This window comes from Phenylobacterium sp., from assembly GCF_046290725.1.
Lineage (GTDB): Bacteria > Pseudomonadota > Alphaproteobacteria > Caulobacterales > Caulobacteraceae > Phenylobacterium.
The window spans coordinates 1,008,742-1,032,573 of the sequence record NZ_JBKBUH010000001.1; the positions used below are offsets into that span (position 1 = coordinate 1,008,742).

Here is a 23,832-nt window from a genome sequence, read left to right on the forward strand (position 1 = left end):
CGAGAAATCGAATTTGTCCCGCGAGGCGTTGTTTTTACTAGGGTTTTTAGGGCGCCAAATAGCGGCGTTCGAGACCTCAGGACAGCGCCGCGGCGCTCCGCGTGGTCAGCCGCCGGCAGAGCTCGTCCAGCTGCTCCAGGGTGGCGTACTTGATGCGCAGCTCGCCGGCGCCGCCCCGGTCCAGCACCTCGACGTCCAGGCCCAGCATTTCGGAGAGGTCGTTCTCCAGCGCCTGGGTGTCGGTGTCCTTCGTCGCCGCCCGTCGGGCCGGCGGTTTGCCCCGCGCGACCTGCCCCGCTTCGCGTCCCAGCCGCTCGGCGTCGCGCACCGAAAGCCCGCGGGCGATGATCTGCTCGGCCAGCTGCTCGGGATTCTCCGCCGTCAGGATCGCTCTGGCGTGGCCGGCGCTCAACCGCCCCTCCAGAACATGCTCGCGCACCGGCTCGGGGAGGTTCATCAGCCGCAGGGTGTTGGCCACGTGGCTGCGGCTCTTGCCGACGATGTCGGCCACCTCCTCCTGGGTTCGGCCGAAGCGGTCCATCAGCTCGCGATAGGCGGCGGCCTCTTCGATCGGCGACAGGTTCGCCCGCTGCACGTTCTCGATGACCGCGACCTCGAGCACCTGCAGGTCGTCCAGCTCGCGCACCAGGGCGGGCATGGCCTTGAGGCCCGCCTTCTGGCTGGCTCGCCAGCGGCGTTCGCCGGCCACGATCTCGAACTCGCCGCCGGTGCGGGGCGAAGGCCGCACCAGGATCGGCTGCAGCACGCCCTTCTCGCGGATCGAGGCGGTCAGCTCCTCCAGTTCCTCGGGCGAAAACACCCAGCGCGGCTGGCGTTCGTTGCGGTGGATCAGCTCGATCGGGATCTCGCGCACGCCCGCCGCGGCGGCTTCCGGCGTGCCGGCGGTCAGGGTCGCCGTCTCGTCCACATCGCCCAGGAGCGCCGAAAGCCCCCGGCCCAGTCCGCGTTTCTCGGCCATGGTCGCTCCTTTACGCCGCCCGGGCGCGTCGGTCGCGCTCGCGCGTCACCACTTCGCGCGCCAGCTTCAGATAGGCCTGGCTGCCCGCGCACTTCAGATCGTAGACCAGGGCCGGCTTGCCGAAGGACGGCGCCTCCGACACCCGCACATTGCGCGGTATGACCGTGTTGTAGACGGTCTCGCCAAAGTGGCCGCGCACGTCACGGGCCACCTGTTCCGACAGGCTGTTGCGCCGGTCGTACATGGTCAGCACCACACCCTGGATCTCCAGCGCCGGATTGAGGCTGCCCCGCACCAGGTCGACCGTGCGCATCAGTTGGGTCAGGCCTTCCAGGGCGAAGAACTCGCATTGCAGGGGCACCAGCACCGCGTCGGCGGCCGCCATGGCGTTGACGGTCAGCAGGTTCAGCGAGGGGGGGCAGTCGATCAGGATGTAGGTATAGGCGCCCGACGCCCGCACGGGCTCTATGGCGTCGCGCAGCTTGAAAGAGCGACGCGCCTGCTGGCCCAGCTCCAGCTCCACGCCCGAAAGGTCGGGGTCGGCTGGCACCAGGTCGAGGCCCGGCAACTCGGTGTGGACGACGGCCGCCTCGATCCCCCGTTCGCCCATCAGCACGTCGTAGAGCGTGGTCTTGCGTTGGGCCCGGCCGATGCCGAGGCCGGTGGAGGCGTTGCCCTGCGGGTCGGAATCGATCAGGAGAACCTTCTCGCCGACGGCGGCGAGCGCGGTGCCGAGATTGATGGCCGTGGTGGTCTTGCCCACCCCGCCCTTCTGGTTGGCGACCACCAGCACCCGCAGCTTTCGCTCAGACTTTGCGGCCACGGCCGAGCCTCCTCACACGTACGATCCGGCCCCGCACATCGCTGCGACTCGGCAGGATATCGGCCTCGAAGTCCCAAGATCTTGCTGCTTCGGAAAGCTCCGACGCAACATCTTGACCCTTGAGGAACAGACCCACCGCCCCCTTCTGCAGGTAGGGCCGCGCGTACCCCAACAGGCGCGCGAGTGGCGCGCAAGCCCGGGCGGTGACGATATCCACAGACAGGGACAAGTCTTCCGCACGAGAATTGTGAACCGTGGCCGGCAGCTCCAGCGCCTGCACCACCTCGTTCAGGAAGCGGCACCTCTTGGTCAGGCTGTCCACCAGATGCACGTGGAAACCTGGACGCCTTTTTCCGAGCGTCGCCAACACGATGCCGGGCAATCCTGCGCCCGTGCCGAGGTCCGCCCAGGTCCGCGCCTCGGGCGCCAGTTCAAGTAGTTGGGCGGAGTCCCAGGCGTGGCGGGACCAGAAGACCTCGAGCGTCGCCGGCCCCACCAGGTTCATGCGCTGGTTCCAGTCGACCAGGTATGACCGGTAGCGCTCCAAGTCGGCCAACTGCTCGGGCGTGGCGCCGGTGACGGCCGCGAAATCCGCCGCGTCGGCCATGTCCACCACCGGGGACAGAGGCGCGGGATCAGGCTGCGTGACGGCGGACATGGGCCAAAAGCGCGGTGAGCGCGCCGGGTGTGACACCTTCGATGCGGGCGGCCTGTCCCAGGGTCAGAGGCCGCACGGCGGCCAGCTTCTCGCGCACCTCGTTGGAGAGGCCGCCGACTTTGGAGTAGTCGAGACTGGACGGCAGCCGCAGGTCCTCGTCGCGCCGGAAGGCGGCGGCGTCGGCCGCCTGGCGGTCCAGATAGCCGGCATAGGAGGCGTCGATTTCGATCTGCTCCCGCACCGCCGCCGGCCACTCGGAGATTTCCGGCCAGATCTGCGCCAGCTCGTCGAACCCGATGCTGGGATAGGCAAGCAGCTGGCCGAGGTCGCGCACCACCCCGTCGGCCTTGACCGGCAGCCCGGCCTTGGCGGCGGCGGACGGCGTCAGGGTCAACTCCCGCGCGCGAGCCCGAGCCGCAGCCAGGGCGTCGGCCTTGGCGCGCCAGGCCGTTTCACGTGAAACACCGACCACGCCCAGGGCGAGCCCGCGATCGGTCAGGCGCTGGTCCGCATTGTCCGCCCGAAGGCTCAGGCGGAACTCGGCCCGGCTGGTGAACATGCGATAGGGCTCGGTGACGCCGCGGGTGACGAGATCGTCGATCAGAACCCCGATATAGGCTTCGTCCCGCCCGAAGACCGCGCCGTCCTGGCCGGCTGCGGCGCGGGCGGCGTTCAGGCCGGCCACCAGGCCTTGGGCTCCGGCCTCCTCATAGCCCGTCGTGCCATTGATCTGGCCGGCGAGATAAAGCCCCGGCAGCCGCTTCACCTCGAGCGTGGGATAGAGCTCCCGCGGATCGACATAGTCGTATTCGATGGCGTAGCCGTAGCGTTTCACCCGCACCTGCTCGAGGCCGGGAATGGTGCGCAGGAACAGGTCCTGGGTCTCTTCCGAGACCGAAGTGGATATGCCGTTCGGATAGACGGTGTCGTCGTCCAGGCCCTCCGGCTCAAGGAAGATCTGGTGGCTCTCCTTGTCGGCGAAACGCACCACCTTGTCCTCAATCGACGGGCAGTAGCGCGGCCCGCGCCCCGTCAGGCGGCCGCCATAGACTGCTGATTCCGTCAGGCGCTCGGCGATGATCCGGTGGGTCTCGGCCGTGGTGTAGGTGACGCCGCACTGAACCTGCGGATTGGTGATCGCCGGCGTCAGAAAGGAGAATGGCGTCGGGACCTCGTCCGCCGACTGCATCTCCAGCCGATCCCAGGCGATGGTGGACCCATCGAGCCGCGCCGGCGTGCCGGTCTTCAGCCGGCTCATGGAGAGCCCGAGGGCGTACAGCCGATCGGAGAGGCCGATGGCGGGGGCGTCTCCCACCCGACCGGCTGGAATCCGCGCATCGCCCCGGTGGATCACGCCCTTCAGGAAGGTGCCGGTGGTCAGCACGACGCGCCCGGCGCCATAGACGACGCCCGAGGCGCCGACGACGCCCCGCACCACGCCGTTCTCAACCACGAGGTCTTCCACCGCCTCGGCGCGAACCTCCAGGTTGGGTGTGGCGGCGAGCTCGGCCTGCATGGCCTGACGATAGAGCTTGCGGTCGATCTGGGCCCGCGGCCCGCGCACCGCCGCGCCTTTGGAGCGGTTAAGCAGGCGGAACTGGATGCCCGCGGCGTCGGCCAAGCGGCCCATCAGGCCGTCCAGAGCGTCGATCTCGCGCACCAGATGGCCCTTCCCGAGGCCGCCGATGGCGGGGTTGCAGCTCATTTCGCCGATGGTTTCGAGCTTATGGGTCAGCAATAGGGTGCGCGCGCCGAACCGCGCTGCGGCCGCCGCGGCCTCGCAGCCGGCGTGCCCGCCCCCGATCACAATGACGTCCCAGTCGCTCAAGCTTCCGATCCCATGCAAGACGCCCCCGGCAAGGCGGGGGCGCGCCCGGCTATATAGTGGATCGAGGCGCGGGTTTCACGTGAAAGGTTGGCGCCGCGTCCGGCTGTGTTTCACGTGAAACACCTACTTGCCGATGCAGAAGCTCGAAAACACGCGATCAAGAACATCTTCGGGATCGATCCGCCCGGTAATGCGGTCGAGCGCGCGCGCGGCCAATCGAACATCCTCGGCCGCCAGTTCGAGCCGATCTTCAAACCCCAGGGCGCTCCGCACCCGGCCGGCCGCCTCCGCCAACAGCTCGCGGTGGCGCAGACGCGTGGCGGTCGGCAACTCGCCGCCGGCCAGGGCGTCCACCACTCGGCGAGCCAGCGCCGCCTCCACCGCCGCAAGGTCGGCCGCCGCCCGGGCGCTCAGGCGCAGGACCTCAACCCCCGAGGCGCGGGCCTCCACCAGGGCCCGCCCGGTGTTGGGGCCCGGTGCAAGATCCGTCTTGTTGATCAGGCAGAGATCGTGCGGATGAAGGGCTTCGGGCGGCAACCCACCCTCCTCCGCCGATCCGTCCACCACCCAGACCCGCATGTCGGCGCCCGCGGCCCAGGCCTTGGCGCGTCGAACACCCTCCGCCTCGATCTCGTCTGCGGTCTCGCGCAGGCCCGCGGTATCGGCCACCACCGCCTTGTAGCCGGCGAACTGCAGAGGAACCTCGATGATGTCCCGGGTCGTCCCGGGGGTGGCGGTGACGATGGCCGCCTCGCGCCGGGCCAGGGCGTTCAGCAGGGTGCTCTTTCCGGCGTTGGGCGCGCCGATCAGCGCGATCCGGAAGCCTTCGCGCACCTGCTCGGCGCGTTTCACGTGGGCGATAGCGCTTTCCAGCTCGCCCAGGAGCGCCTCCAGGACGGGGCGGGCGCGGGCCGCCACGTCGGCCGGCACCTCCTCGTCCGGGAAGTCGACGGCGGCTTCGAACATGGCCAAGGCCTCCACCAGAGCCTCGCGCCACCGGTGCTGGGCCTGGCCGAGCGCGCCCTCCAGCTGGTCGAGGGCCTGGCGGCGCTGGGCCTCGGTCTCCGCCTCGATCAGGTCGGCCACCCCCTCGGCCTGGGCCAGGTCGAGCTTGCCGTTCTCGAAGGCGCGGCGGGTGAACTCTCCCGGCTCGGCCAGCCGCAGGCCTTGGGCGGCAAGGGCCTCCAGCACCGCCGACACCACGGCCGAACCGCCGTGAACGTGCAGCTCGGCGCAATCCTCGCCCGTATAGCTGGCCGGGCCGGGGAACCAGAGCACCAGGGCCTTGTCGATCGGCGCCCCGTCGGCGCCCTTCAAGGCGCGTAGGGCAGCGACCCGCGGCTGGGGAAGCGCGCCCGCCAGCGCGCGCACCGCGCCGGCCGAATCCGATCCGGACAGGCGCACCACCGCCACCGCCGCGCGGCCCGCCGCGGTGGCCGGGGCGAAGATGGTGTCGGTCATTTGTTGCGGCTGGCGCCCATGCCCACGTCGACGGCGGCGGCCATCAGTTGGCGGAACTGCTCCTGGGCTCCCGCCCCGAAGGCCGCCCAGTTCTTCATCAGCTCCTCGGGCGAAAGCATATTGATGTTGGCGGTCATCCGCTTCTGCATCTCCTCGACGAGCTTTTCGTTCAAGGCGGTGACGTCGGGCAGGCCCAGAAAGGTGCGGGCCTCCTGAGGGGTGCAGTCGATCTCGACCGTCATCTTCATGTGCAATCCTCCATCCCGACTGACGACATTGTTATGGCGGGTGTCGCCGGCCTCACGCCAGAGCGAAGTCCGATCCACTTGAATCGGACTTCGCTCAAGACACTTTAGAAGTCGGCGCATTTTCTTAGCCGAACCGGCCTCCACCTCGGCGGAAAATGCTCTAGTAGGCGCGGCAAGCTTCACGTGAAACGGGAGACGGAAAGATGGGCGAGCAGATCACCATCCAGGGCGAAGACGGCGCGTTCGGCGCCTATCTGGCGCGGCCTGAAAAGGGCGGCGGCCCGGCCGTCGTGGTCATCCAGGAGATCTTCGGCGTCAACAAGGTGATGCGCGACATCTGCGACGGCCTGGCCGCCGAGGGCTTCCTGGCCGTCTGTCCCGACCTCTTCTGGCGCATCGAGCCCGGCGTCGATATCACCGACCAGTCCGAAGCCGAGTGGAAGAAGGCTTTCGAGCTCTACAACGCCTTCGACGTGGACGCCGGCGTGAAGGATATCGCCGCGGCGATCGCGCACGTTCGCAAGCTCGACGGGGCGAGCGGCAAGGTCGGGGCCGTCGGCTTCTGCCTCGGCGGCCTCCTGGCCTTCCTCACCGCCGCCCGGACCGACGCCGACGCCAGCGTCTCCTACTATGGCGTGGGGATCGAGAAACACACGGTGGAGGCCGACAAGCTGGCCAATCCCCTGCTCATGCACATCGCCGAGGAGGACCAGTTCGTGCCCAAGCCCGCCCAGGAGGTGATCCTCAACGCCCTGAAGAACCATCCTCAGATCGAGATCCACACCTATCCGGGCCGTGACCACGCCTTCGCGCGGGTTGGCGGCGAGCACTACGATGAGGCCGACGCCAAGCTGGCGGGCGGCCGGACGCTCGCCTTCTTCCGCAAGCATCTGGCCTGAGCCGCGCGATGAAGGCCGTCCGCATCGAGGCGACCGGCGGGCCGGAGGTGCTCCAGCTCGTCGACCTGCCGACCCCCGAACCCAAGGCGGGTGAGATCCTCATTCGTCACCAGGCCGTCGGGATCAATTTCATCGACACCTATCACCGCTCCGGCCTCTATCCGGTGAAGCTGCCTTCGGGCCTGGGTATGGAAGCCGCCGGCGTCGTGGAGGCGGTGGGCGACGGCGTGACACGGTTCTCGGCCGGCGATCTCGTCGCCTACGCCTCGGGACCGATCGGGGCCTATTCGGAGCGCCATGTGGTGAACGCCGAGCGCGCGGTACGCCTGCCCGCTGGCGTCTCGGCCGAGCAGGGCGCGGCGGCCCTGCTGAAGGGCATGACGGCGGAGTTCCTGCTGCGGCGCTGCTATCCGGTGAAAGCCGGCGAAACCGTCTTGATCCACGCGGCCGCCGGCGGCGTCGGCTCGATCCTCGTCCAGTGGGCCAAGCACCTGGGCGCCACGGTGATCGGCACGGCCGGTTCGGAGGCGAAGGCGCAAAGGGCGCGCGAGCTCGGCGCAGATCACGTCATCCTCTATGGCGACCAGGACGTCGCCACCGAAGTCCGTCGTCTGACCGGGGGCGCCGGCGTGCCCGTGGCCTACGATTCCGTCGGGGCCTCGACTTTCGAAGGCACCCTAGCCAGCCTGGCGCGGCGCGGGCTGTTCGTCTCCTACGGCAACGCCTCGGGCCCGGTCCCGGCCTTCGAACCGGCGCGGCTGCAGCGGGCGGGATCGCTCTTCTTCACCCGGCCCACCCTCTTCGACTATGCGGCCACAACGGAGGAGCTGGACGCCAGCGCTTCGGCCCTGTTCGAGGTGATCGCCTCGGGCGCGGTGAGGATCGACATCGGCCAGACCTTCCCGCTCTCCGACGTCCGTCGAGCGCACGAAGCGCTCGAAGGTCGCGAGACGGTCGGCGCCAGCCTTCTGATCCCCTGAGGGCGGCGTTCCACGTGAAACGCTGGCCTCAGGCCACTGCATAGGCCCTCTGGAAGGCCGGCCGCCGGGCTATCTCGTCCAGATAGCGGGCGAGTTCCGGCGCCAGTCGTTCGGTCATGCCGAGCACGCGCGTCATGTTGACCGCATAGGCCGTCGAGATATCGGCAAGGGTCAGGCGATCGGCCGCCAGGAAAGCCCGGCCTGCGGCCAGACGCTCGCGCACCGGCGCCAGGCGCTCGCAGAATGTTTCGCGGAAGTGGCCCGCGACCTCGGCATAGGTCTCCGCCGAACGCCCGGTGGAGTAGCGCACGATGGGCACGATGCCGTGGCCCAGAGTCGATTCCCCGTAGTGCAGGAACTGCAGGTAGGCCGGGTAGTCCGGCTCGTCGGGCGCGACCAGCAGGCTCTCCCCGCCATACCGCCTGGCCAGGTACTCGCAGATCGCCAGGCTTTCGGTCAGCCGCACATCCCCGTCCACAAAGGTGGGGATGGTCCCCAGCGGATTGACCTCTAGATAACCGGGATCGCGCAGGCGGGGCGGAAAGCGGACCGGCCGCACCTCGTACGGGACGCCCAGCTCTTCCAGCGTCCACATTACCCGCCGCGACCGGGCCTGGCCCCAGTGATAGACTTCGATCATGCCGCCTCTCCACCTTGTGAGATGCAGCCTAGGACAGGATCGGAAAAAAGTGAACGCCCGTGCACTTCCGGTGTCCGGGCGTTCGGATAGATCGGTTCGGCGGGCCGCAGCCCGTCGCCTCAGGTGTTCATCGACTGGAAGAAGTCGTCGTTGTTCTTGGCCTGCCGCAGCTTGTCGAGCAGGAATTCGATAGCGTCCTGAGCCCCCATCGGATTTAGGATCCGGCGCAGGATGTAGGTCTTCTGCAGCTGATCCTTGGGCGTGATCAGCTCTTCCTTGCGGGTGCCGGACTTCAGCACGTCGATGGCGGGGAAGATGCGCTTGTCGGCGACCTTGCGGTCCAGGACGATTTCCGAGTTCCCCGTGCCCTTGAACTCTTCGAAGATCACCTCGTCCATGCGGCTGCCGGTGTCGATCAGGGCCGTGGCGATGATCGTCAGCGAGCCGCCCTCCTCGATGTTCCGGGCGGCGCCGAAGAAGCGCTTGGGCCGCTGCAGGGCGTTGGCGTCGACGCCGCCGGTCAGCACCTTGCCGGAGGACGGCACCACGGTGTTGTAGGCGCGGCCCAGGCGGGTCACCGAATCCAGCAGGATGATGACGTCGCGCTTGTGCTCGACCAGGCGCTTGGCCTTCTCGATGACCATCTCGGCCACCTGGACGTGGCGGGTGGCCGGCTCGTCGAAGGTGGAGGAGATCACCTCGCCCTTCACCGTCCGCTGCATGTCCGTCACTTCTTCCGGACGCTCGTCGATCAGCAGGACGATCAGGTAGCACTCGGGATGATTGGCCGCGATCGACTTGGCGATGTTCTGCAGCATCACCGTCTTACCGACCCGCGGCGGGGCGGTGATGAGGCAGCGCTGGCCCTTGCCGAGCGGCGCGACGATGTCGATGACCCGGCCGGAACGGTCCTTCAGCGTCGGGTCGTCGATCTCCATCCGCAGGCGCTGGTCCGGATAGAGCGGCGTCAGGTTGTCGAAGTGGACCTTGTGCCGGACGTTCTCCGGCGGCTCGAAATTGATCTGGTCGACCTTGACCAGGGCGAAATAGCGCTCGCCCTCGCGCGGAGCCCGGATGCCGCCGACCACCGTATCACCGGTGCGCAGGCCGAACTTCCGGATCTGGGAGGGGCTGACATAGATGTCGTCGGGCCCGGGCAGATAGTTGGCTTCCGGCGAGCGCAGGAAGCCGAAGCCGTCCTGCAGCACCTCCATGGTGCCGGAGCCGGAGATCTCGACCCCCTCCTCCGCCAGGGTCTTCAGGATCGCGAACATCATGTCCTGCTTGCGCATGGAGTTCGCGTTCTCGATCTCCAGCTGCTCGGCGAAGGCGAGCAGGTCGGACGGCGCCTTGTCCTTCAGCTCCTGGAGCGACATGGAGGTCAGCCCCATGGCGGCGATGGCCTGGGCGGCCTGGGAGGGCTCGTCGTCGTCGCCGTCCTCGGCCGCGAGGTCGGCAGGGGCCTCGTCCGAAGCGGCGGCCGTCAGGGCGGCGTCTTCGGTGTCGAGGGTTTCGGTCGGATTGTCTTCGTTCATGGGATTACTCTTGGGGAGAGCCCCGCCGGAACCGAGACAGTTTCCGGGCGTGGGGAGACTCTGAATCTTTCAGGCGATCCGTAAGGACGCCGATGTTGTTCGAGGGCCGGGCCGCTGCGGCCGGTGACGGCGCGCGACGCACGGAGAGAGGCGGGGCGCAGCTTCGGCCGAGCCGACCCTGCGTGGGATCAGCGGAACCACATGCCGCGCGCCGGGTCAAGCGACGCCGCGGAGCCACCTCGTTTGGGGAGAGGCTGTGGCGCGCCCGCCAGAGATAGGATCAGCGCTGCCCGAATTGAAGGGTGACCGCCAGGACGGCGACCACCGCGGCCAGGAAGGGCAGTTCGTTGGTGGCCCGCCAGAACTTCGCGGATTTCGGGCGCTCGCCCGCCAGGAATTGCTTGTAGGACTTGCTCAAAAAGCCGTGCCAGCCCGAGAGGAAGATCACAGCGGCCAGCTTCACCAGCATCCAGGGCTGCAGCAGGAACGCCCAGCCCTGCCCGACGGCATAGACGTGGAAGAGGATGAGGCCGACCCCCAAGAGCCAGGTCAGGCTCATCGCGGGGTTGATGATGATCTTGAGCAGCTTTCGCTCCCAGACCAGGAAATGCCCGTCGAACTCGCTGCCCGCCGGCGCAGTCTCGGTGTGGTAGGCGAAGAGCCGCGGCAGGTACATCATCCCGGCCATCCAGGCGATCACTGCGATGATGTGGACGCCTCGCAGGAGGTCATAGGTGTTCATGCGGCGGCTCCCGGGTTGCGGCAGGCGCACTTTCCATACTCCGCCGGGCATAGCCAAGGCCCGGAGGGCGCGATTGTCGAGCTTCCGGCGAGCGCGCCCGTCACCGTCCCGGCCAGCGTCTCGATGAAGTCCGGCTCGATCGTGGGGGTCGGCGCACGCAGATAGGGGGCGCAGCCGGCCTCGCGCGCCAGATGCGCATATTCGTGGTCGAGCTCGACCAGGGTCTCGACATGTTCCGAGACGAAGGCGATGGGGCTGATCAGCACACCCTTTCCCTCGGCGCCCGCTCGGCGGATCTCGTCGTCCGTCGACGGCCCGATCCATTTCAGCGGCCCCACTCGGCTCTGGTAGCAGACCTGGACGTCCGGCAGTTCCGGCAGGCGCGCGGACACCGCCGCCGCCGTCGCTTCAACCTGGGCCTGATAGGGATCGCCCGCGCGGATCACCTTCTCCGGCAAGCCATGGGCCGAGAACAGCAGCCGTAGGCCCTGGGGTCGGCCCGCCGCTTCCCAAGTCCGGCGGATCACCTTGGCGTGGGCTTCGACAAGTCCATCGGCCGTGGGGTAGCAGCAGACGGTGCGGGTCCGCCCAGGCCCCTGATACGCCCGCGCCCAGTCCCTCAGCGACGAAGCCGTGGTCGTGGTGGAGAACTGCGGATAGAGCGGCAACAGCACGATTTCGTCCGGCGCGAAGGCGGCTACGGCTCTGGCGGTCTCGTCGGCGAACGGCTTCCAGTACCGCATGGCGATGAAGACCTTGGCCGTGATCTCCGGCTGCGCCTGTGCAAGCGCCGCCTCCAGCGCCTGCGCCTGTTTTTCCGTCTCCGGCAGCAGAGGCGAGCCGCCGCCCATGATCGCGTAATTGGCTTTGGCCGTTTCCTCCCGACGCGTCGAGATCAGCTTGGCCAGCGGAACGCGCAACACGCCCGGCAAGCCGATGATCGCCGGATCCCTGAACAGGTTCTCCAGGAACGGCCGCACGGAGTCCGGCCCGTCGGGCCCGCCGAGATTGAAGAGGACGACGGCGAGTTTCATCAAAAGGGCCTACGCAGGCGGCGCTCTTTTCCATCCCTCTCCCCCGCTTGGGCCGGGAGGAAGAATACGGCGAACCAAGCCATCACAGCCCCTTCACTCGGCGGACGGCGCGGGCGATGTGTTCGATCGGCGTATCGGGCATGACGCCGTGGCCGAGGTTGAAGATGTAAGGTCCCTGGTTCCACTGCTCGATCAGCGTATCGATCCGCGCATCGAGCGCCGGCCCGCCGACGCGCAGCAGCAGATTGTCCAGGGCCCCCTGGATCGCCTTGCCGCCCGCCTGGATGCGGCGGCCCTGGGCGGCGCTGGCCTGGGTGTCGAGGGCCACCGCCTGGACCGGAACCTGGGCGGCGTAGGAGTCCACCAACGCGCCGGCCCCTCGCGGAAAGCCGATGATCGGAACCTCTACGCCCGCGGCGCGAACCTTCTCGACCAGCGCCTTATGGGGCTCGATCACGATCCGCTGGAAGACATCCTCGGCCAGGCCCTCCGCCCAGCTCTCGAAGAGCTTCAGCACCTGGGCGCCGGACCTCGCCTGCATGACCAGGTAGCGGGCCGTGGACTCCACCAGGATCTCCAGCAGGCGGTCCAGGGCCTCGGGGTTCTCATAGGCGAAGGCGCGCGCTCCGGACCGGTCGGAGCCACGGCCTTCGATCATGTAGGTGGCCACCGTCCACGGCGCTCCGGCGAAACCGATCAGGGCTCGCTCGGGCTCAAGCTCGGCGCGCACTCTCGCCAGCGTCTCGCCGATGTCGGCCAGACGGCCGGTGGAGGCCTCGATCTGTTCGGCGAGGCTTTCCAGGGGCGGCAGGTCTCCCAGCCTCGGCCCCTCGCCCGCTTCGAACCAGACCTCCTGACCGAGGGCCCGGGGGATCAGCAGGATGTCGGCGAAGACGATGGCCGCATCCAACGGAAACCGGCGCATGGGCTGCAGGGTCGCCTCGGCCGCCATTTCCGGATTGTGGCAGAATGCGATGAAGTCTTTCGCCCGGGCGCGCAGCTCGCGGTACTCGGGGAGCGACCGGCCGGCCTGGCGCATGAACCATACGGGCGGACGATCGAGGGTTTCGCCGGCGAGCGCCGCGAGCAGGCGCGGCCGAGAAGGACTGGACATGAAAGCCCTTAAACCGGCTTCCCGCCGGACGCTCAAGCCCAGCCGCCCCCAAAGCCCTCTTCATCTTTTCTGATCTTAAGAAAGAAGGATGCAGGGGAAGAGGTAGGGCCGTGGATATGTGGGGAAAACCCCGTCGGCGGGCGTCTTCCCAACCCTTTTCCCCACAGGCGCGAAGCGGTTTTCCAGCCGCGACGCGGGGCGCCTGTGAAAACCGGGGAAAGTCGTTAACCCCCCGTTAGGATTTACCTTTCGTTAAGAGTTGGGCGGGGCGCGGCGGTGATCGAACACGAGTCGTTCAGCGCCGCCGGCTGTCATGGTTCGGTAACACTTCGTTAAGCATCGATCCGGTGGATCGACGAAGCGGAAACCGGGCGGTTCATCCCGGCTTTCCACGGCGGACGTGAAGAGCCGCCGCCTATCCCCAATCCCGTCCAGCTTCGCTAAGAAGATTTCGACCGTTTCATCCCCAGCTTTCCGGCCCCACATGACGCCGCACCCGATCCCATGAGCCCGGCCCGCAATTTCGCGACCTACTTCCATGTTCACCTGGTCTCCGACTCCACCGGCGAGACCCTGAACGCCATGGCGCGCGCCGTCTGCGCGCGGTTCGAGAACGTCCTGCCCATCGAGCACATCTACGCCTTGGTGCGATCGCCCCGGCAGCTGGAGCGGGCGCTGAAGGACATCGAGGAGGCGCCGGGGGTGGTGATCCACACCATCGTCGACGACAGCCTGCGCACGGCCCTGGAGGAAGGCGTGCGGCGGCTCGACATGCCCTGCATCCCGGCGCTCGACCCACTGGTCTCGTCCCTGCAGCGCTATCTGGGGGCCTCCATCACCCGGCGGGTCGGGGTCCAGCACGCCATGGACAACGACTATTTCAACCGGATGGACGCTCTCAACTACGCCATCGGCCACGACGACGGCCAAGGCGGGCAGGATCTCGACCAGGCCGATGTGGTGCTGGTCGGGGTGTCGCGCACCTCCAAGACCCCGACCTGCATCTATCTGGCCCACCGCGGCGTGCGCGCGGCCAATGTGCCCTTGGTGCCGCACCGGCCGCCGCCGGAAAAGCTGTTCGAACTGAAGAACACCCTCGTCGTGGGGCTGACCATTTCGCCCGACCGGCTGATCCAGATCCGTCGCAACCGCCTGCTCAGCCTGAAGGAGGATCGGGAGTCGAGCTATATCGAGACCGAAGCCGTGCGCGATGAGATCGTCTATGCCCGCCGGCTCTATGAGCGTCAGGGCTGGCCGGTCATCGACGTCACCCGCCGTTCGGTGGAGGAGACGGCCGCGGCGGTGCTCAACCTGCTGCATGGCGGTCATGGCCAGGTCGAGGTTCTGGGATGAGTGCTCCCATCGTTCTGGCGTCGAAGAGCGCGGCCCGCGCCGCGGTGTTGACCGGCGCCGGCGTGGCCTTCGAGACCGAAGTGGCCGGCGTCGACGAGGACGCGGTCAAGCAGGCGTTGCTGGCCGAGGGCGCCGGCGCGCGCGAAGTGGCCGACGCCCTGGCCGAGCTGAAGGCGGTGCGGATCTCGCGCCGGCGGCCCGGCTTCGTGGTCGGCTCCGACCAAACTCTGGAGTTCGAAGGCAGGCTCTACGACAAGGCGAAGGACCTCGCCGAGGCCCGCGAGCGCCTGCAGGCCATGCGCGGCAAGCCGCACAAGCTGCACTCGGCGGTGGTGGTGGCCAAGGACGGGGCGCCGATCTGGCGCGAGGTGGTCAGCGCGACCCTGACCATGCGCGACTTTTCCGACACCTTCCTGGAGGCCTATCTGGCGGAAGAGGGCGAGGCGGCGCTGGGTTCGGTGGGCGTCTATCGGCTGGAAGGGCCCGGCGCCCAGCTCTTCTCGAAGATCGAAGGCGACTACTTCGCCATATTGGGCCTGCCGCTGATGGGCCTGCTCGAACTCCTGCGGCGGCACGGAGCCTTGGCGGCATGAGGATTTCCGGCGCGACCCGGGTGGCCGGCGTAGTGGGCCGGCCCATCGCCCATTCGCTCAGCCCCGTGCTGCACAACGCCTGGCTGGCGGCGGCCGCGATCGACGGGGTCTATGTCCCCTTTTCGGTGACGCCCGAAGGGTTCGGGGATCTCGTGCGCGCCCTCCGCGGCGGCTCGGTGGCGGGACTGAACGTCACCCTGCCCTTCAAGGAAGAGGCCCTGGCCCTCGCCGACACAGCCAGCCCGCGCGCCCGGGCGGCCCAGGCCGCCAATGTGCTGGTGTTCGGTGAAGACGGCGGCGTGCACGCCGACAACACCGACGGCATGGGCCTGTTGGCCGCCTTCGCCGAACAGGCGGCGGGCTTCGATCCGGCTGCGGCGCCCGTTGCGATCCTGGGCGCCGGCGGCGGGGCGCGAGGCGCGGCGGCCGCCTTCGCCGAGGCCGGCGCAAAGGTGCGGATCGTCAACCGGACCCTCGCCAAGGCCGAGGCGCTGGCGGCGTCGTTCGGCGGCCGGGCCTATCCCCTGGACCGTGCGGCCGAGGCCTTCGAGGGCGTCGGGGCGGTGGTGAACGCCACCTCGGCCGGGCTTGCCGGCGAAGGCCGCCTCGACCTGCCGCTTTCGGCCACGCCTGCGACCGCGGTTGTCATGGACATGGTCTACAAGCCGCTGAAGACGCCGATCCTGGCCGCCGCCGAGGCGCTGGGGCGACGCACCGTGGATGGGCTCGCCATGCTGATCGGCCAGGCCGCGCCGTCCTTCGAGGCCTTCTATGGCCGCCCGCCGCCGGCGGACGTCGATGTGCGCGCGCTCGCACTGCAGATCCTGGAGGGATGAATGCTGATCGTCGGCCTGACCGGATCCATCGGCATGGGCAAGTCGACTACGGCCGCCATGTTCCGCGAGGCGGGGATTCCCGTTTACGACGCCGACGCCGCCGTGGCCGACCTCTATGAAAAGGGCGGCGCCGCGGTCGAGCCCCTGGAGGCGGCCTTTCCGGGCGTGACCAGGGACGGCGCCGTCGACCGCGAGGCCCTGCGCCAGCGGGTGTTGGGGGACGACGAGGCTATGACCCGCCTCAATTCCATCGTCCACCCGCTGGTCGGCCGCGACCGGGTGAAGTTCTTTGAGGCGGCGCAGGCCCAAGCCGCCGACATGGTGGTTCTGGACATCCCCCTGCTGTTCGAAACCGGCGGCGACGCGAACATGGACGCCGTGGTGGTGGTCTCGGCCCCGCCGGAGCAGCAGCGCGAGCGGGTGCTGGCCCGGCCCGGCATGACGCCGGAGCGGTTGGACGCCATCCTCGCCCGCCAGATGCACGACGCGGAAAAGCGCGCCCGCGCCCATTTCGTGGTCGACACCGGCCGCGGGATCGAGGCCGCACGCGAACAGGTGGCGGAGATCATCTCGGCGCTCCGCGATCCACAGCGACGGCCGGTGCGACGGCAGGCCCCGCTTGAAGCCCGCGGCGAACGGGGCGATTGAAGGCCATGGCGCGCGAGATCGTCCTCGACACCGAAACCACGGGCTTTGAACCCCACCTCGGCCACCGCCTGGTGGAGCTCGCCTGCCTGGAGATCGAGGACTACCTGCCCACGGGGCGCAGCTTCCACGTCTATATCGATCCCTGCCGCGACATGCCCCCCGAGGCCGAAAGGGTGCACGGCCTGTCCGCCGCCTTCCTGACCGGCAAGCCGAAGTTCGAGGATCCGGAAGTCAGCCACGCCTTTCTGGACTTCGTGGGCGACGCCCCGATCATCGCCCACAACGCCAGCTTCGACCGCGCCTTCGTGAACTGGGAGCTGAACGTCTGCGGCCGCGGCGAAATCCCGGAGCACCGCTGGATCGACACCCTGGCCCTGGCTCGCCAGCGCTTCCCCGGCATGCACAATTCGCTCGATGCGCTCTGCAAGCGCTTCAAGATTTCGCTCTCGGAGCGGGAGAAGCACGGCGCCCTGATCGACGCCCGCCTGCTGGCGGCGGTCTATCTGGAACTGAAGGGCGGCCGAGCCCGGACGCTGGAGCTCACCTCATCGGTGGCCGTCCAGGCGGTCAGCGTCGCACGCGCCGGTTCCTACGGCGCCCGCCCCCGCCCCCTGCCCTTCCGTTCGACGGACGCCGAACGCGAGCGGCATGCGAGCTTCATCCGCGACGTGGTGAAGAACGACGCGCTCTGGAAGAAGCACGGACTGTAGGAAGACAAACCCTTTTTCCTCCCCCCGCCCCGCAGGGGAGGAATAGGAAGACCTCAGGCCGTGCCGACGGTGGCTTGCGCGCGGCGGGCGGCGTAGACACCGGCGAAATCGATGGGGTCGAGCAGGAAGGGCGGATAACCGCCGTCCGAGGTCACCGCCCCGATGATTTGCCGCGCGAACGGGAACAGGAAGCGGGGGCATTCCACCAAGAGGACCGGCTCCAGGTCCTCCTGCGGTACGCCGGTGATGGCGAAGACCCCGCCGTAAAGCAGCTCCACATGGAAAACCGGGCCGTCGTCGCGGGCGGCGCGGGCCGAAAGCTTCAGGTCCACCTCGAACAGACCGTCGTCGCGGCCGCGGGCGTTCATCTCCACGCCCATGTCGATCTGCGGCTGGGTCGCTGCGGCCGAAGCGCGCAGGCTGTCGGGCGCGCGGGGGTTCTCGAAGGAAAGGTCGCGGATGAACTGAGCCAGAATCCGGATGCCGGGCTCCTGCCCGTTCGCGCCGTTGGTCTCGGGGCCCGCCGCGTCGGTGTCGGTCATGATAGGGAAAATCCGCTAAATCGGACGTCCATTCACGTCCTGTTTGTGGGCGGGGCTGCTATCATGGGGCTCCGGCCGATGCAACGCGCCCCTGACGGACGCGTTCCGCTGTCCTATATTGGGGCCGACAACGACGTTAAGAAGCAGGAACCCGTTGCAAGTCCTCGAGCTGATCATCTTCGCCGGCCTCGCGGCCATCGTGCTCTACCAGCTTTACTCGGTGCTGGGACGGCGGGTGGGGCGCCAACCGGAGGACCAGCCCGCCGCCGAGGCCGCCGGCCCCGCCGCGCGCAAGGCCGAGCGCCCGCTGGACACGGCCGACGAGGGCGTGGCCCTCACCGGCCTGCCGGCGATCAGGCAGCGCGATCCGAGCTTCGACCTCTCGCGCTTCCTGGCCGGAGCGCGCGGCGCCTATGAAATGACGGTGCGCGCCTTCGCATCGGGCGACCGCGAGACGCTGAAGAACCTGCTGGCGCCCAATGTCATGGCCAGCTTCGAGGCCGGGATCGCCGCGCGCGAGGCGGAGGGACGCACCGAGACGGTGGAATTCCTGCATTCCCCCCGCGCCGACCTGGAACGCGCCGAGCTCGCGGGCGACCTGGCCCGGGTCACGGTGCGCTTCCTGGCCGAGTTCCGCAGCCGCTCTAAAGGGCCGGAGGGCGAGGCGGTGGACGACAAGCGCACGGCCGAGCTCTGGACCTTCGAACGCAATGTCCGCAGCCGCGACCCGAACTGGACCTTGGTCCACGTGGACGCCGCCGAGGCGTAAGGCCGCACCGGGCTTAGGGCGCGATTAACCCTTTCAAAGCCTTAAGATTGCGCTTGAAGACAGCGGCCGGCGGCGCGTCAGATGCCGCGGCCCCAGACGACTCCAAGGTTCTTCGCGTGACGTCCAAGTTCCTCCGGTCCGGGCTCATCGTGGCCGCCCTGCTGACGCTCGCCGCGTGCGCCACGCGCACCGCGCCTGAGCCTGGCCCCTTGCCGTCGCCGTCGCCTGCGCCCGCGCCGGTTCCAGCGCAGCCGGAAACCCCGCCGGCGCGCGCCGAGAGCTTCGCCGAACTGCCGGGCTGGGCCGAGGACGATCACGCGGCGGCCTTCGAGGCGTTCCGCACTACCTGCGGCGTCGCCCGGGACCCGGCGCTTTCGGAGGTCTGCCGCCGGGCCCGCGCCTCCGGCCCCCTGGATCGCCCGCGCGCGCGGGCCTTCTTCGAAGAGAACTTCCGTCCCGAGCTGGTGATCGGCGAGGGGATCCTCACCGCCTATTTCTCGCCGGTGTACGAGGCCCGCGATCGACCCGACGCCGAATTCTCGGCTCCCGTGCGCCCCAAGCCGTCGGATCTCGTGATGAGCGGTCCCGGCGGCAAGGACGCCATGCGCCGCCTGCCCGACGGCAGGCTGGCCCCCTATGCCGACCGCACCGAGATCGAACTGGCTGGCGCCGGCGCGGCCCTCGCCTGGATGCGCCCGGAGGAGCACTTCTTCCTGCAGGTGCAGGGCTCGGGCGTGCTGGTCTTCCCGGACGGACGGCGCAGCAAGGCGGTGTTCGCCGCCACCAATGGCCGGCCGTTCGCGGGAATCGCCAATCCGATGCGTGAGCGGGGCCTGCTGCCGGCCGACAACACCTCGGGCGAGGCGATCCGCGCCTGGCTGGCGGCCAACCGGGGGCCCGCCGCCGACGAGATCATGCGGATCAACCCGCGCTACGTCTTCTTCACCCTGGCGCCCGACGACGGCCGCCATCCCGCCGGCGCGGCCGGCGTGCCCCTGCCCCCCGGTCGGGCCGTGGCGGTGGACGCCGGCCTGCACGCGCTGGGCCAGCCCTTCTTCATCGACGGTGTGGCGCCGATCCTTTCGGGCGCCTTCCCCACCTATCGCCGCACCGTCATGGCCCTGGACGTCGGGGGTGCGATCAAGGGGCCGGTGCGCGCCGACCTCTATCTGGGTCAGGGCCCGCAGGCTGGGCTCGAGGCGGGCCGCGTGCGCCACACCCTGCGCATGCACCGGCTGGTCCCCAAGGTCGGCCCAGGATGGTGAGAAGGCCGGTCAGGCCCGAGGAACAGAAGCTCTGGGCGCTGGTCGCCTCCACGGTCCGCCCCCTGCCCGGCCGCAAGGTCGCAAAGCCCGAGGCGATGCTCCCTCCCCGGCCGCCGTCGCCGGTCGCCGATCCGCCGATGCGCCTAGGCGGCCCGGCGCAGGTCCTCCGTCCGCCTGCCCCGCCGTCCTGGTATGGGCCCGACGACATCGAGCCCGGCCGAAAGCGGCGCATCGTGCGCGAGCGCGACCCCATCGGCGCCCGCATCGATCTGCACGGCCTGGACCAGGACCGCGCCCATGCGGCGCTGGTCGCGTTCCTGCTGCGCGCTCAGGCCGAGGGCCATCGGGCGGTGCTGGTGATCACCGGCAAGGGCGCCCGCGGCGACGGCGTGCTGCGCCGGCGCGCGCCCGAATGGCTGGCCGAGCCTATGCTGCGTGAAGTGGTGGCGGGCGTGGGAGAGGCCCATCGCCGTCACGGCGGCGCCGGCGCGCTCTACGTGGCGCTGAAACGGCGGCGCGTGGCGCCCTAGCGCCAGGCGTGGGCGGCCGCCTGGACCTGCGGTCGGTCGAGGAGCTCCGTAAGCGGTCGGCCTTCGATTTCGCAGGCGGCGACGGGTGCGCCGTCGGCGGACGCGACGATCTCGCAGAGCGCATCCTTGGCGAACGCCGCCGCCATCAGGGTCCCGCGGCTGGATGGGCCTGCCGAAGCCCGATGGAGGGACGGCGCCTGCAGCCGAAGCTCGACCCATTGCGCGGGCTCGGCGCCCAGGGCCAGGCAGAGGGTTTCGCCGTCCGGGACGTGGAGGACGGGTCCCCGCAGGACGGCGCCGACCGCCGGGGCGGGGGCGCGGCAGACGGGCTGCGCGGCGGCGGCCCCGACACCCATGCCCGAACCCGCCAGGGCGGCCAGAAGCGAGATGGGCAGAAGACGGCGCAAGGGAAGTTCCTTCACGAAGACAAGAGACTAAGTTCCGCTCGGCCGTGTTCGTTCCCTCCGGTGGCGGGGTCGAGGCCATAGACCGCCGAGCCGCCGGTCCCGAGTGAATTCGCCGTAAGCTTCGCCGAAGAAGGGACCCCGAGCGCACCGGGGCCGTTATAGGCGGCAGTTGGAGGAACCCATGGCCAAACCTATCGTCGTCGATATTCCCCATGAACTCGGCCGAGCCGAGGCTCGCAAGCGCATCGAAGACGGCCTGGCCCGCATCGGAAAGCAGTTCGGCGAGGGCGTGAAACTGACCAAGACCTGGGAGGGCGACCGGCTGAACTTCGCCGCCAAGGTGGTGGGCCAATCGGTGGCCGGCCGCCTGGACGTGCTGGAGGAGGCGGTGCGGATGGAGGTCGACCTGCCGCCCTTCTTCGCCATGATCGCCGACAAGGTGAAGGGCCGCCTCCAGAAGGAAGGCCAGCTTATGCTGGAGAAGAAATAGCCGGGGCCAAGGTCAGCCGCCGGTCGCGCCGGGCGATCTCGGCGCCGGCGGCGATATAGAGGGCGAGCAGGATCTCCAGCGCCACGTCCTCGAGCCGCCCGGCGACCGGAACGTCCTCGGGTAGCAGAGGCGCCTGGACGAGCGCGATCATCAGATTGACCCCGAGATGCGCGCCGATGGCGAATTCCAGGCCGCCAAGCCGCAGCACCGCCCAGGCGAAGGCCGCCCCGGCCAGGAAGCGCGCGATCAGGGCGACAGGGTCGAACTCCAGATGGAACAGGGCGAAGACCGCTGCGCTGCCGGCCACCGCGACCCAGGGATTGGCGACGAAGGCGCGGATCTGCTGCAGCAGATAGCCGCGGAAGATCACCTCTTCGGCCGCAGCGGCGACCAGGAACCCGAGCAGGGCCGCCAAGGCATAGGCCAGCCGCAGGCCCGCGCCAGCGTCGGCCTGGAAGATCGGCATCTCCGGGGCGCCTCGGAACAGCGCCTCGGCCGCCATCAACACGGCCACGCCGATGCAGGTGTAGGCGGCCGCCCAGGCCAGCAAGGGCCAGCGGAATCGCGGGGCCGCGGTGATCCAGGATCGCAACGGGCGCCGGAAGATCGCCCAGGCGCAGATCAGCACCGCCAGCGCCAGGGCCGCCAGGCTCGCGGCGACCTGAGCCACGAAGGCCGCGGAGCGGGCGAGCTGTGGGCCCGGCCCGACGGCAAAGACTTGGCCATCCCCGAAGGCCGCCAATGCGATCGCAAGCGGCGCGGTCAGCAGAATCGTGGCGATCGGAACGGCGAGCGCCATTGCGGCGACCCGCCGCCCGTCCCGGTCGCGGACGGTGAGGGCGGCGTCGAAGTCGAACGGCGGCGGATCGTCCGCCTGGGGGAGGTGCATGGTCCAGACCATGGGGATGGCGACGGCTTTCCGAAACGCCTTTTGCTTCCAAGAATGCGAAGGGATTCACTCTGTTGCAAAAGAACCTCGGCCTTAAGTCGACTCCCCGCTTGACGGGTGTTCGCCTCTCGCGCGAGCTGTCGCCGCAATGCGAGGGATGGGGGAAATCGACCTGCCGGCGCGCCTGGCGCCCGCGGTCCCGAACTGGGCGACGGTGGTCGCCTGCGCCACCGCCAGCGTGGCGCTGGCGGCCTGCCTGCGGCTGGCCGTGGACCTCGTCGTTCCGCACAGCGCACCTTTCGTGTTCGTCTACCCGTCAGCCCTGCTCGCCACCTTGCTGGCGGGCTGGCGTTCGGGGTTGCTCGCACTGGCTTTCCTGGAACTTGGCGTCTGGTACTTGGTCTTTCAGCCCGCGCCCGGCTTCAATCGCCTGGAGACGGACGACGCGGCGGCGCTGATCCTCAACGGCCTGTCGGGACTGCTCGTGGTGGCCCTGGCCGAGGCGTTCCGGCGCACGGCCGCCGCTGTGGGGCGGGAACGGGCTGCCAAGCTGGAGCTTCGGGACCTGTTGCTGCGTGAGCTCAATCACCGGATGAAGAACAACTTCCAGATGGTCGGGGCGCTGCTCGACATGCAACGGCGCCGCACCGAGCATCCGGAAACCCAGGCCGCCCTGGAGGACACCCTCCGGCGGCTGCACTCTATGGCCCAGGCGCACACCCATCTCTATTCCAGCAGCGACGCCGTGGAGACCATCGATCTTGACGGCTATCTGGGGGATCTGTGCCGAAATCTCTCCGACAGCCTGCTTCTGACGGGGCTGGTGCGCCTCGAGACTCAGTTCTCCCGCGTCTCCCTGTCCCGTGATCGGGCGGTCGCTGTGGGGCTGGTGGTCAACGAACTGGTGACCAACGCCGCCAAGCACGCCTTTCCAGCCGGCCGCCCGGGAACCATTGAGGTGATCCTGCGGCGGACGCCCAAGGGTGCGGAGCTGCTGGTCGCCGACGACGGGGTCGGCCTGAACGAAGCCCGGATGAACGCCAACGGCCTGGGCCGGCGATTGGTGGAGAGTTTCGCGCGCGAGGCCGGAGCTGTCCTGACGCAGGAGCCGGGTCCCGGAACGCGCACGCTCCTGGTTTTGACCGACCAGCCGGCGGCCTAGGCTCGCGCCATGGCGCCCCGGCCTCCGACACGGCAGTTCCTGACGCCCGGCGGCCGCATCGATCATCACGGGCACGGCGAAGCCTACGTCGCGATCGTGCTTGCTGGCGAATATGAGGAGGCCGGCGAGACCGGGCGGCGACGGCTGTTGGCGGGTGAAGCCGCTATCCACGAGGCGTTCGCCGGCCATTGCAACATCATCGGCGTCCGGGGCGCGATGGTGCTGAACCTTCCCGCTCCAGGACTGGTCGGCGGTTTTGGCCTTGTGTCCGATCCCGACGCCCTGGCTCGCCTCGCCGAACGGGACGCGCCTGCCGCCGCGGCGCTGCTGGCGCAAGCTATCGCCCCAGTCGCCGCGGCTACGACCGACTGGCCGGATGAACTGGCGGCCGCCCTGATCGAGGATCCGCAACTCTCTTTGGGCGCCTGGGCGTCGGCGCGCTCGCTCGCGCCCGAGACGCTTTCGCGTGGCTTTTCCAGAGCCTTCGGCGTCACGCCCAAGCGGTTTCGCTATGAGGCGCGGACGCGGCGGGCGCTGCGTGGACTTTGCGGCGCTGAGCCCCTGGCGCGGGTGGCGTTGGAGGCGGGTTTCGCCGACCAGACGCACATGACCCACGCGGTCCACGCCCTGACCGGCGCGCCGCCCGGCGTGTGGCGCAGGTCAAGTCGAGACAAGACGGGGGCGTGATCTCGACGGC

At 69.1% G+C, this 23,832-nt stretch carries 27 protein-coding genes; 13 read left to right on the forward strand and 14 right to left on the reverse strand.

Going from position 1 to position 23,832, the window contains the following annotated elements; all coding sequences use genetic code 11:
* Nucleotides 1-76 precede the first annotated feature (76 nt).
* The 6 genes from ACK41C_RS05325 to ACK41C_RS05350 form a co-directional block, all read right to left on the reverse strand.
* Nucleotides 77-979, reverse strand: a complete 903-nt coding sequence (locus ACK41C_RS05325; RefSeq protein WP_409651215.1) for a ParB/RepB/Spo0J family partition protein — start codon at nucleotides 977-979, stop codon at nucleotides 77-79.
* Between the two features lie 10 nt (nucleotides 980-989).
* The gene (locus ACK41C_RS05330; protein ID WP_409651217.1) at nucleotides 990-1,802 is read right to left on the reverse strand and encodes a ParA family protein; all 813 of its coding nucleotides are present in this window, start codon (nucleotides 1,800-1,802) and stop codon (nucleotides 990-992) included.
* A complete protein-coding gene (gene rsmG / locus ACK41C_RS05335) occupies nucleotides 1,786-2,409 on the reverse strand; it encodes a 16S rRNA (guanine(527)-N(7))-methyltransferase RsmG (protein WP_409651219.1) in 624 nt (207 codons plus the stop codon). Before rsmG ends, ACK41C_RS05330 begins: the two co-directional genes overlap by 17 nt.
* A gap of 28 nt (nucleotides 2,410-2,437) precedes the next feature.
* Nucleotides 2,438-4,288, reverse strand: coding sequence for a tRNA uridine-5-carboxymethylaminomethyl(34) synthesis enzyme MnmG (gene mnmG / locus ACK41C_RS05340; RefSeq protein WP_409651221.1), 1,851 nt, complete (start codon nucleotides 4,286-4,288; stop codon nucleotides 2,438-2,440).
* Between the two features lie 123 nt (nucleotides 4,289-4,411).
* On the reverse strand, nucleotides 4,412-5,749 hold the full coding sequence (gene mnmE / locus ACK41C_RS05345) for a tRNA uridine-5-carboxymethylaminomethyl(34) synthesis GTPase MnmE (protein WP_409651223.1): 1,338 nt from the start codon (nucleotides 5,747-5,749) through the stop codon (nucleotides 4,412-4,414).
* The gene (locus tag ACK41C_RS05350) at nucleotides 5,746-5,997 is read right to left on the reverse strand and encodes a DUF6489 family protein (protein WP_409651225.1); all 252 of its coding nucleotides are present in this window, start codon (nucleotides 5,995-5,997) and stop codon (nucleotides 5,746-5,748) included. Before ACK41C_RS05350 ends, mnmE begins: the two co-directional genes overlap by 4 nt.
* A gap of 203 nt (nucleotides 5,998-6,200) precedes the next feature.
* On the opposite strand from ACK41C_RS05350, the gene ACK41C_RS05355 reads away from it, so the two are divergent.
* Nucleotides 6,201-6,896: a dienelactone hydrolase family protein gene (locus ACK41C_RS05355; protein ID WP_409651227.1), complete on the forward strand. Its 696-nt coding sequence runs from the start codon at nucleotides 6,201-6,203 to the stop codon at nucleotides 6,894-6,896.
* 8 nt (nucleotides 6,897-6,904) lie between these two features.
* Nucleotides 6,905-7,876 (forward strand): quinone oxidoreductase family protein, encoded by a 972-nt coding sequence (locus tag ACK41C_RS05360; RefSeq protein WP_409651229.1) that lies wholly within the window; start codon nucleotides 6,905-6,907, stop codon nucleotides 7,874-7,876.
* 28 nt (nucleotides 7,877-7,904) lie between these two features.
* Here the strand turns inward: ACK41C_RS05360 and ACK41C_RS05365 are convergent, their stop codons facing one another.
* From ACK41C_RS05365 to hemE, 5 genes are all read right to left on the reverse strand, one after another.
* Complete coding sequence (locus ACK41C_RS05365; protein ID WP_409651231.1) at nucleotides 7,905-8,516, reverse strand: glutathione S-transferase family protein; 612 nt, start codon at nucleotides 8,514-8,516, stop codon at nucleotides 7,905-7,907.
* Nucleotides 8,517-8,635: 119 nt separating this feature from the next.
* Nucleotides 8,636-10,051 (reverse strand): transcription termination factor Rho, encoded by a 1,416-nt coding sequence (gene rho, locus ACK41C_RS05370; RefSeq protein ID WP_409651233.1) that lies wholly within the window; start codon nucleotides 10,049-10,051, stop codon nucleotides 8,636-8,638.
* Nucleotides 10,052-10,331: 280 nt separating this feature from the next.
* Nucleotides 10,332-10,793, reverse strand: a complete 462-nt coding sequence (locus ACK41C_RS05375) for a CopD family protein (protein WP_409651235.1) — start codon at nucleotides 10,791-10,793, stop codon at nucleotides 10,332-10,334.
* Nucleotides 10,790-11,827, reverse strand: a complete 1,038-nt coding sequence (gene hemH / locus ACK41C_RS05380; RefSeq protein WP_409651237.1) for a ferrochelatase — start codon at nucleotides 11,825-11,827, stop codon at nucleotides 10,790-10,792. Before hemH ends, ACK41C_RS05375 begins: the two co-directional genes overlap by 4 nt.
* A gap of 82 nt (nucleotides 11,828-11,909) precedes the next feature.
* The gene (gene hemE / locus ACK41C_RS05385; protein ID WP_409651239.1) at nucleotides 11,910-12,941 is read right to left on the reverse strand and encodes a uroporphyrinogen decarboxylase; all 1,032 of its coding nucleotides are present in this window, start codon (nucleotides 12,939-12,941) and stop codon (nucleotides 11,910-11,912) included.
* 504 nt (nucleotides 12,942-13,445) lie between these two features.
* On the opposite strand from hemE, the gene ACK41C_RS05390 reads away from it, so the two are divergent.
* From ACK41C_RS05390 to dnaQ, 5 genes are read left to right on the forward strand one after another with little or no spacing between them, the layout of a single operon-like run.
* The gene (locus ACK41C_RS05390) at nucleotides 13,446-14,294 is read left to right on the forward strand and encodes a pyruvate, water dikinase regulatory protein (RefSeq protein WP_409651241.1); all 849 of its coding nucleotides are present in this window, start codon (nucleotides 13,446-13,448) and stop codon (nucleotides 14,292-14,294) included.
* Complete coding sequence (locus ACK41C_RS05395; protein WP_409651245.1) at nucleotides 14,291-14,887, forward strand: Maf family protein; 597 nt, start codon at nucleotides 14,291-14,293, stop codon at nucleotides 14,885-14,887. The genes ACK41C_RS05390 and ACK41C_RS05395 overlap by 4 nt, the downstream gene beginning before the upstream one ends.
* Entirely contained in the window at nucleotides 14,884-15,723 is an 840-nt protein-coding gene (gene aroE / locus ACK41C_RS05400) for a shikimate dehydrogenase (RefSeq protein ID WP_409651247.1), read from the forward strand. The genes ACK41C_RS05395 and aroE overlap by 4 nt, the downstream gene beginning before the upstream one ends.
* A complete protein-coding gene (gene coaE / locus ACK41C_RS05405) occupies nucleotides 15,724-16,371 on the forward strand; it encodes a dephospho-CoA kinase (RefSeq protein WP_409651249.1) in 648 nt (215 codons plus the stop codon).
* A gap of 5 nt (nucleotides 16,372-16,376) precedes the next feature.
* Nucleotides 16,377-17,081 (forward strand): DNA polymerase III subunit epsilon, encoded by a 705-nt coding sequence (dnaQ, locus tag ACK41C_RS05410; RefSeq protein ID WP_409651251.1) that lies wholly within the window; start codon nucleotides 16,377-16,379, stop codon nucleotides 17,079-17,081.
* Nucleotides 17,082-17,134: 53 nt separating this feature from the next.
* Here dnaQ and secB read toward each other — a convergent pair whose 3' ends face one another.
* Entirely contained in the window at nucleotides 17,135-17,623 is a 489-nt protein-coding gene (secB, locus tag ACK41C_RS05415; protein ID WP_409651253.1) for a protein-export chaperone SecB, read from the reverse strand.
* Nucleotides 17,624-17,777: 154 nt separating this feature from the next.
* On the opposite strand from secB, the gene timA reads away from it, so the two are divergent.
* The 3 genes from timA (at nucleotide 17,778) to ACK41C_RS05430 (ending at nucleotide 20,187) form a co-directional block, all read left to right on the forward strand.
* Nucleotides 17,778-18,392, forward strand: coding sequence for a TIM44-related membrane protein TimA (timA, locus tag ACK41C_RS05420; RefSeq protein ID WP_409651255.1), 615 nt, complete (start codon nucleotides 17,778-17,780; stop codon nucleotides 18,390-18,392).
* A 116-nt stretch (nucleotides 18,393-18,508) separates the two neighbouring features.
* Nucleotides 18,509-19,657, forward strand: a complete 1,149-nt coding sequence (locus ACK41C_RS05425) for an MltA domain-containing protein (protein ID WP_409651257.1) — start codon at nucleotides 18,509-18,511, stop codon at nucleotides 19,655-19,657.
* Nucleotides 19,651-20,187 carry a Smr/MutS family protein gene (locus ACK41C_RS05430; protein WP_409651259.1) on the forward strand — a complete coding sequence of 179 codons (537 nt, stop codon included), beginning with the start codon at nucleotides 19,651-19,653 and terminating at the stop codon, nucleotides 20,185-20,187. Before ACK41C_RS05425 ends, ACK41C_RS05430 begins: the two co-directional genes overlap by 7 nt.
* Here the strand turns inward: ACK41C_RS05430 and ACK41C_RS05435 are convergent.
* Nucleotides 20,184-20,594, reverse strand: coding sequence for a hypothetical protein (locus tag ACK41C_RS05435; protein WP_409651261.1), 411 nt, complete (start codon nucleotides 20,592-20,594; stop codon nucleotides 20,184-20,186). The two genes, ACK41C_RS05430 and ACK41C_RS05435, sit on opposite strands and share 4 nt — an antisense overlap.
* A 181-nt stretch (nucleotides 20,595-20,775) precedes the next feature.
* Here ACK41C_RS05435 and ACK41C_RS05440 point away from each other — a divergent pair, with 181 nt between their 5' ends.
* A complete protein-coding gene (locus tag ACK41C_RS05440) occupies nucleotides 20,776-21,084 on the forward strand; it encodes a polyhydroxyalkanoic acid system family protein (RefSeq protein WP_409651263.1) in 309 nt (102 codons plus the stop codon).
* Here the strand turns inward: ACK41C_RS05440 and ACK41C_RS05445 are convergent.
* The gene (locus tag ACK41C_RS05445) at nucleotides 21,065-21,985 is read right to left on the reverse strand and encodes a CPBP family intramembrane glutamic endopeptidase (protein ID WP_409651264.1); all 921 of its coding nucleotides are present in this window, start codon (nucleotides 21,983-21,985) and stop codon (nucleotides 21,065-21,067) included. The genes ACK41C_RS05440 and ACK41C_RS05445 overlap by 20 nt on opposite strands.
* Nucleotides 21,986-22,130: 145 nt before the next feature.
* Between ACK41C_RS05445 and ACK41C_RS05450 the strand changes: the two genes are divergently transcribed.
* Together ACK41C_RS05450 and ACK41C_RS05455 are read left to right on the forward strand one after the other, a co-directional pair.
* Nucleotides 22,131-23,135: a sensor histidine kinase gene (locus ACK41C_RS05450; protein ID WP_409651266.1), complete on the forward strand. Its 1,005-nt coding sequence runs from the start codon at nucleotides 22,131-22,133 to the stop codon at nucleotides 23,133-23,135.
* A gap of 9 nt (nucleotides 23,136-23,144) precedes the next feature.
* The gene (locus tag ACK41C_RS05455; RefSeq protein WP_409651268.1) at nucleotides 23,145-23,822 is read left to right on the forward strand and encodes a helix-turn-helix domain-containing protein; all 678 of its coding nucleotides are present in this window, start codon (nucleotides 23,145-23,147) and stop codon (nucleotides 23,820-23,822) included.
* The last annotated feature ends 10 nt before the right edge of the window (nucleotides 23,823-23,832 follow it).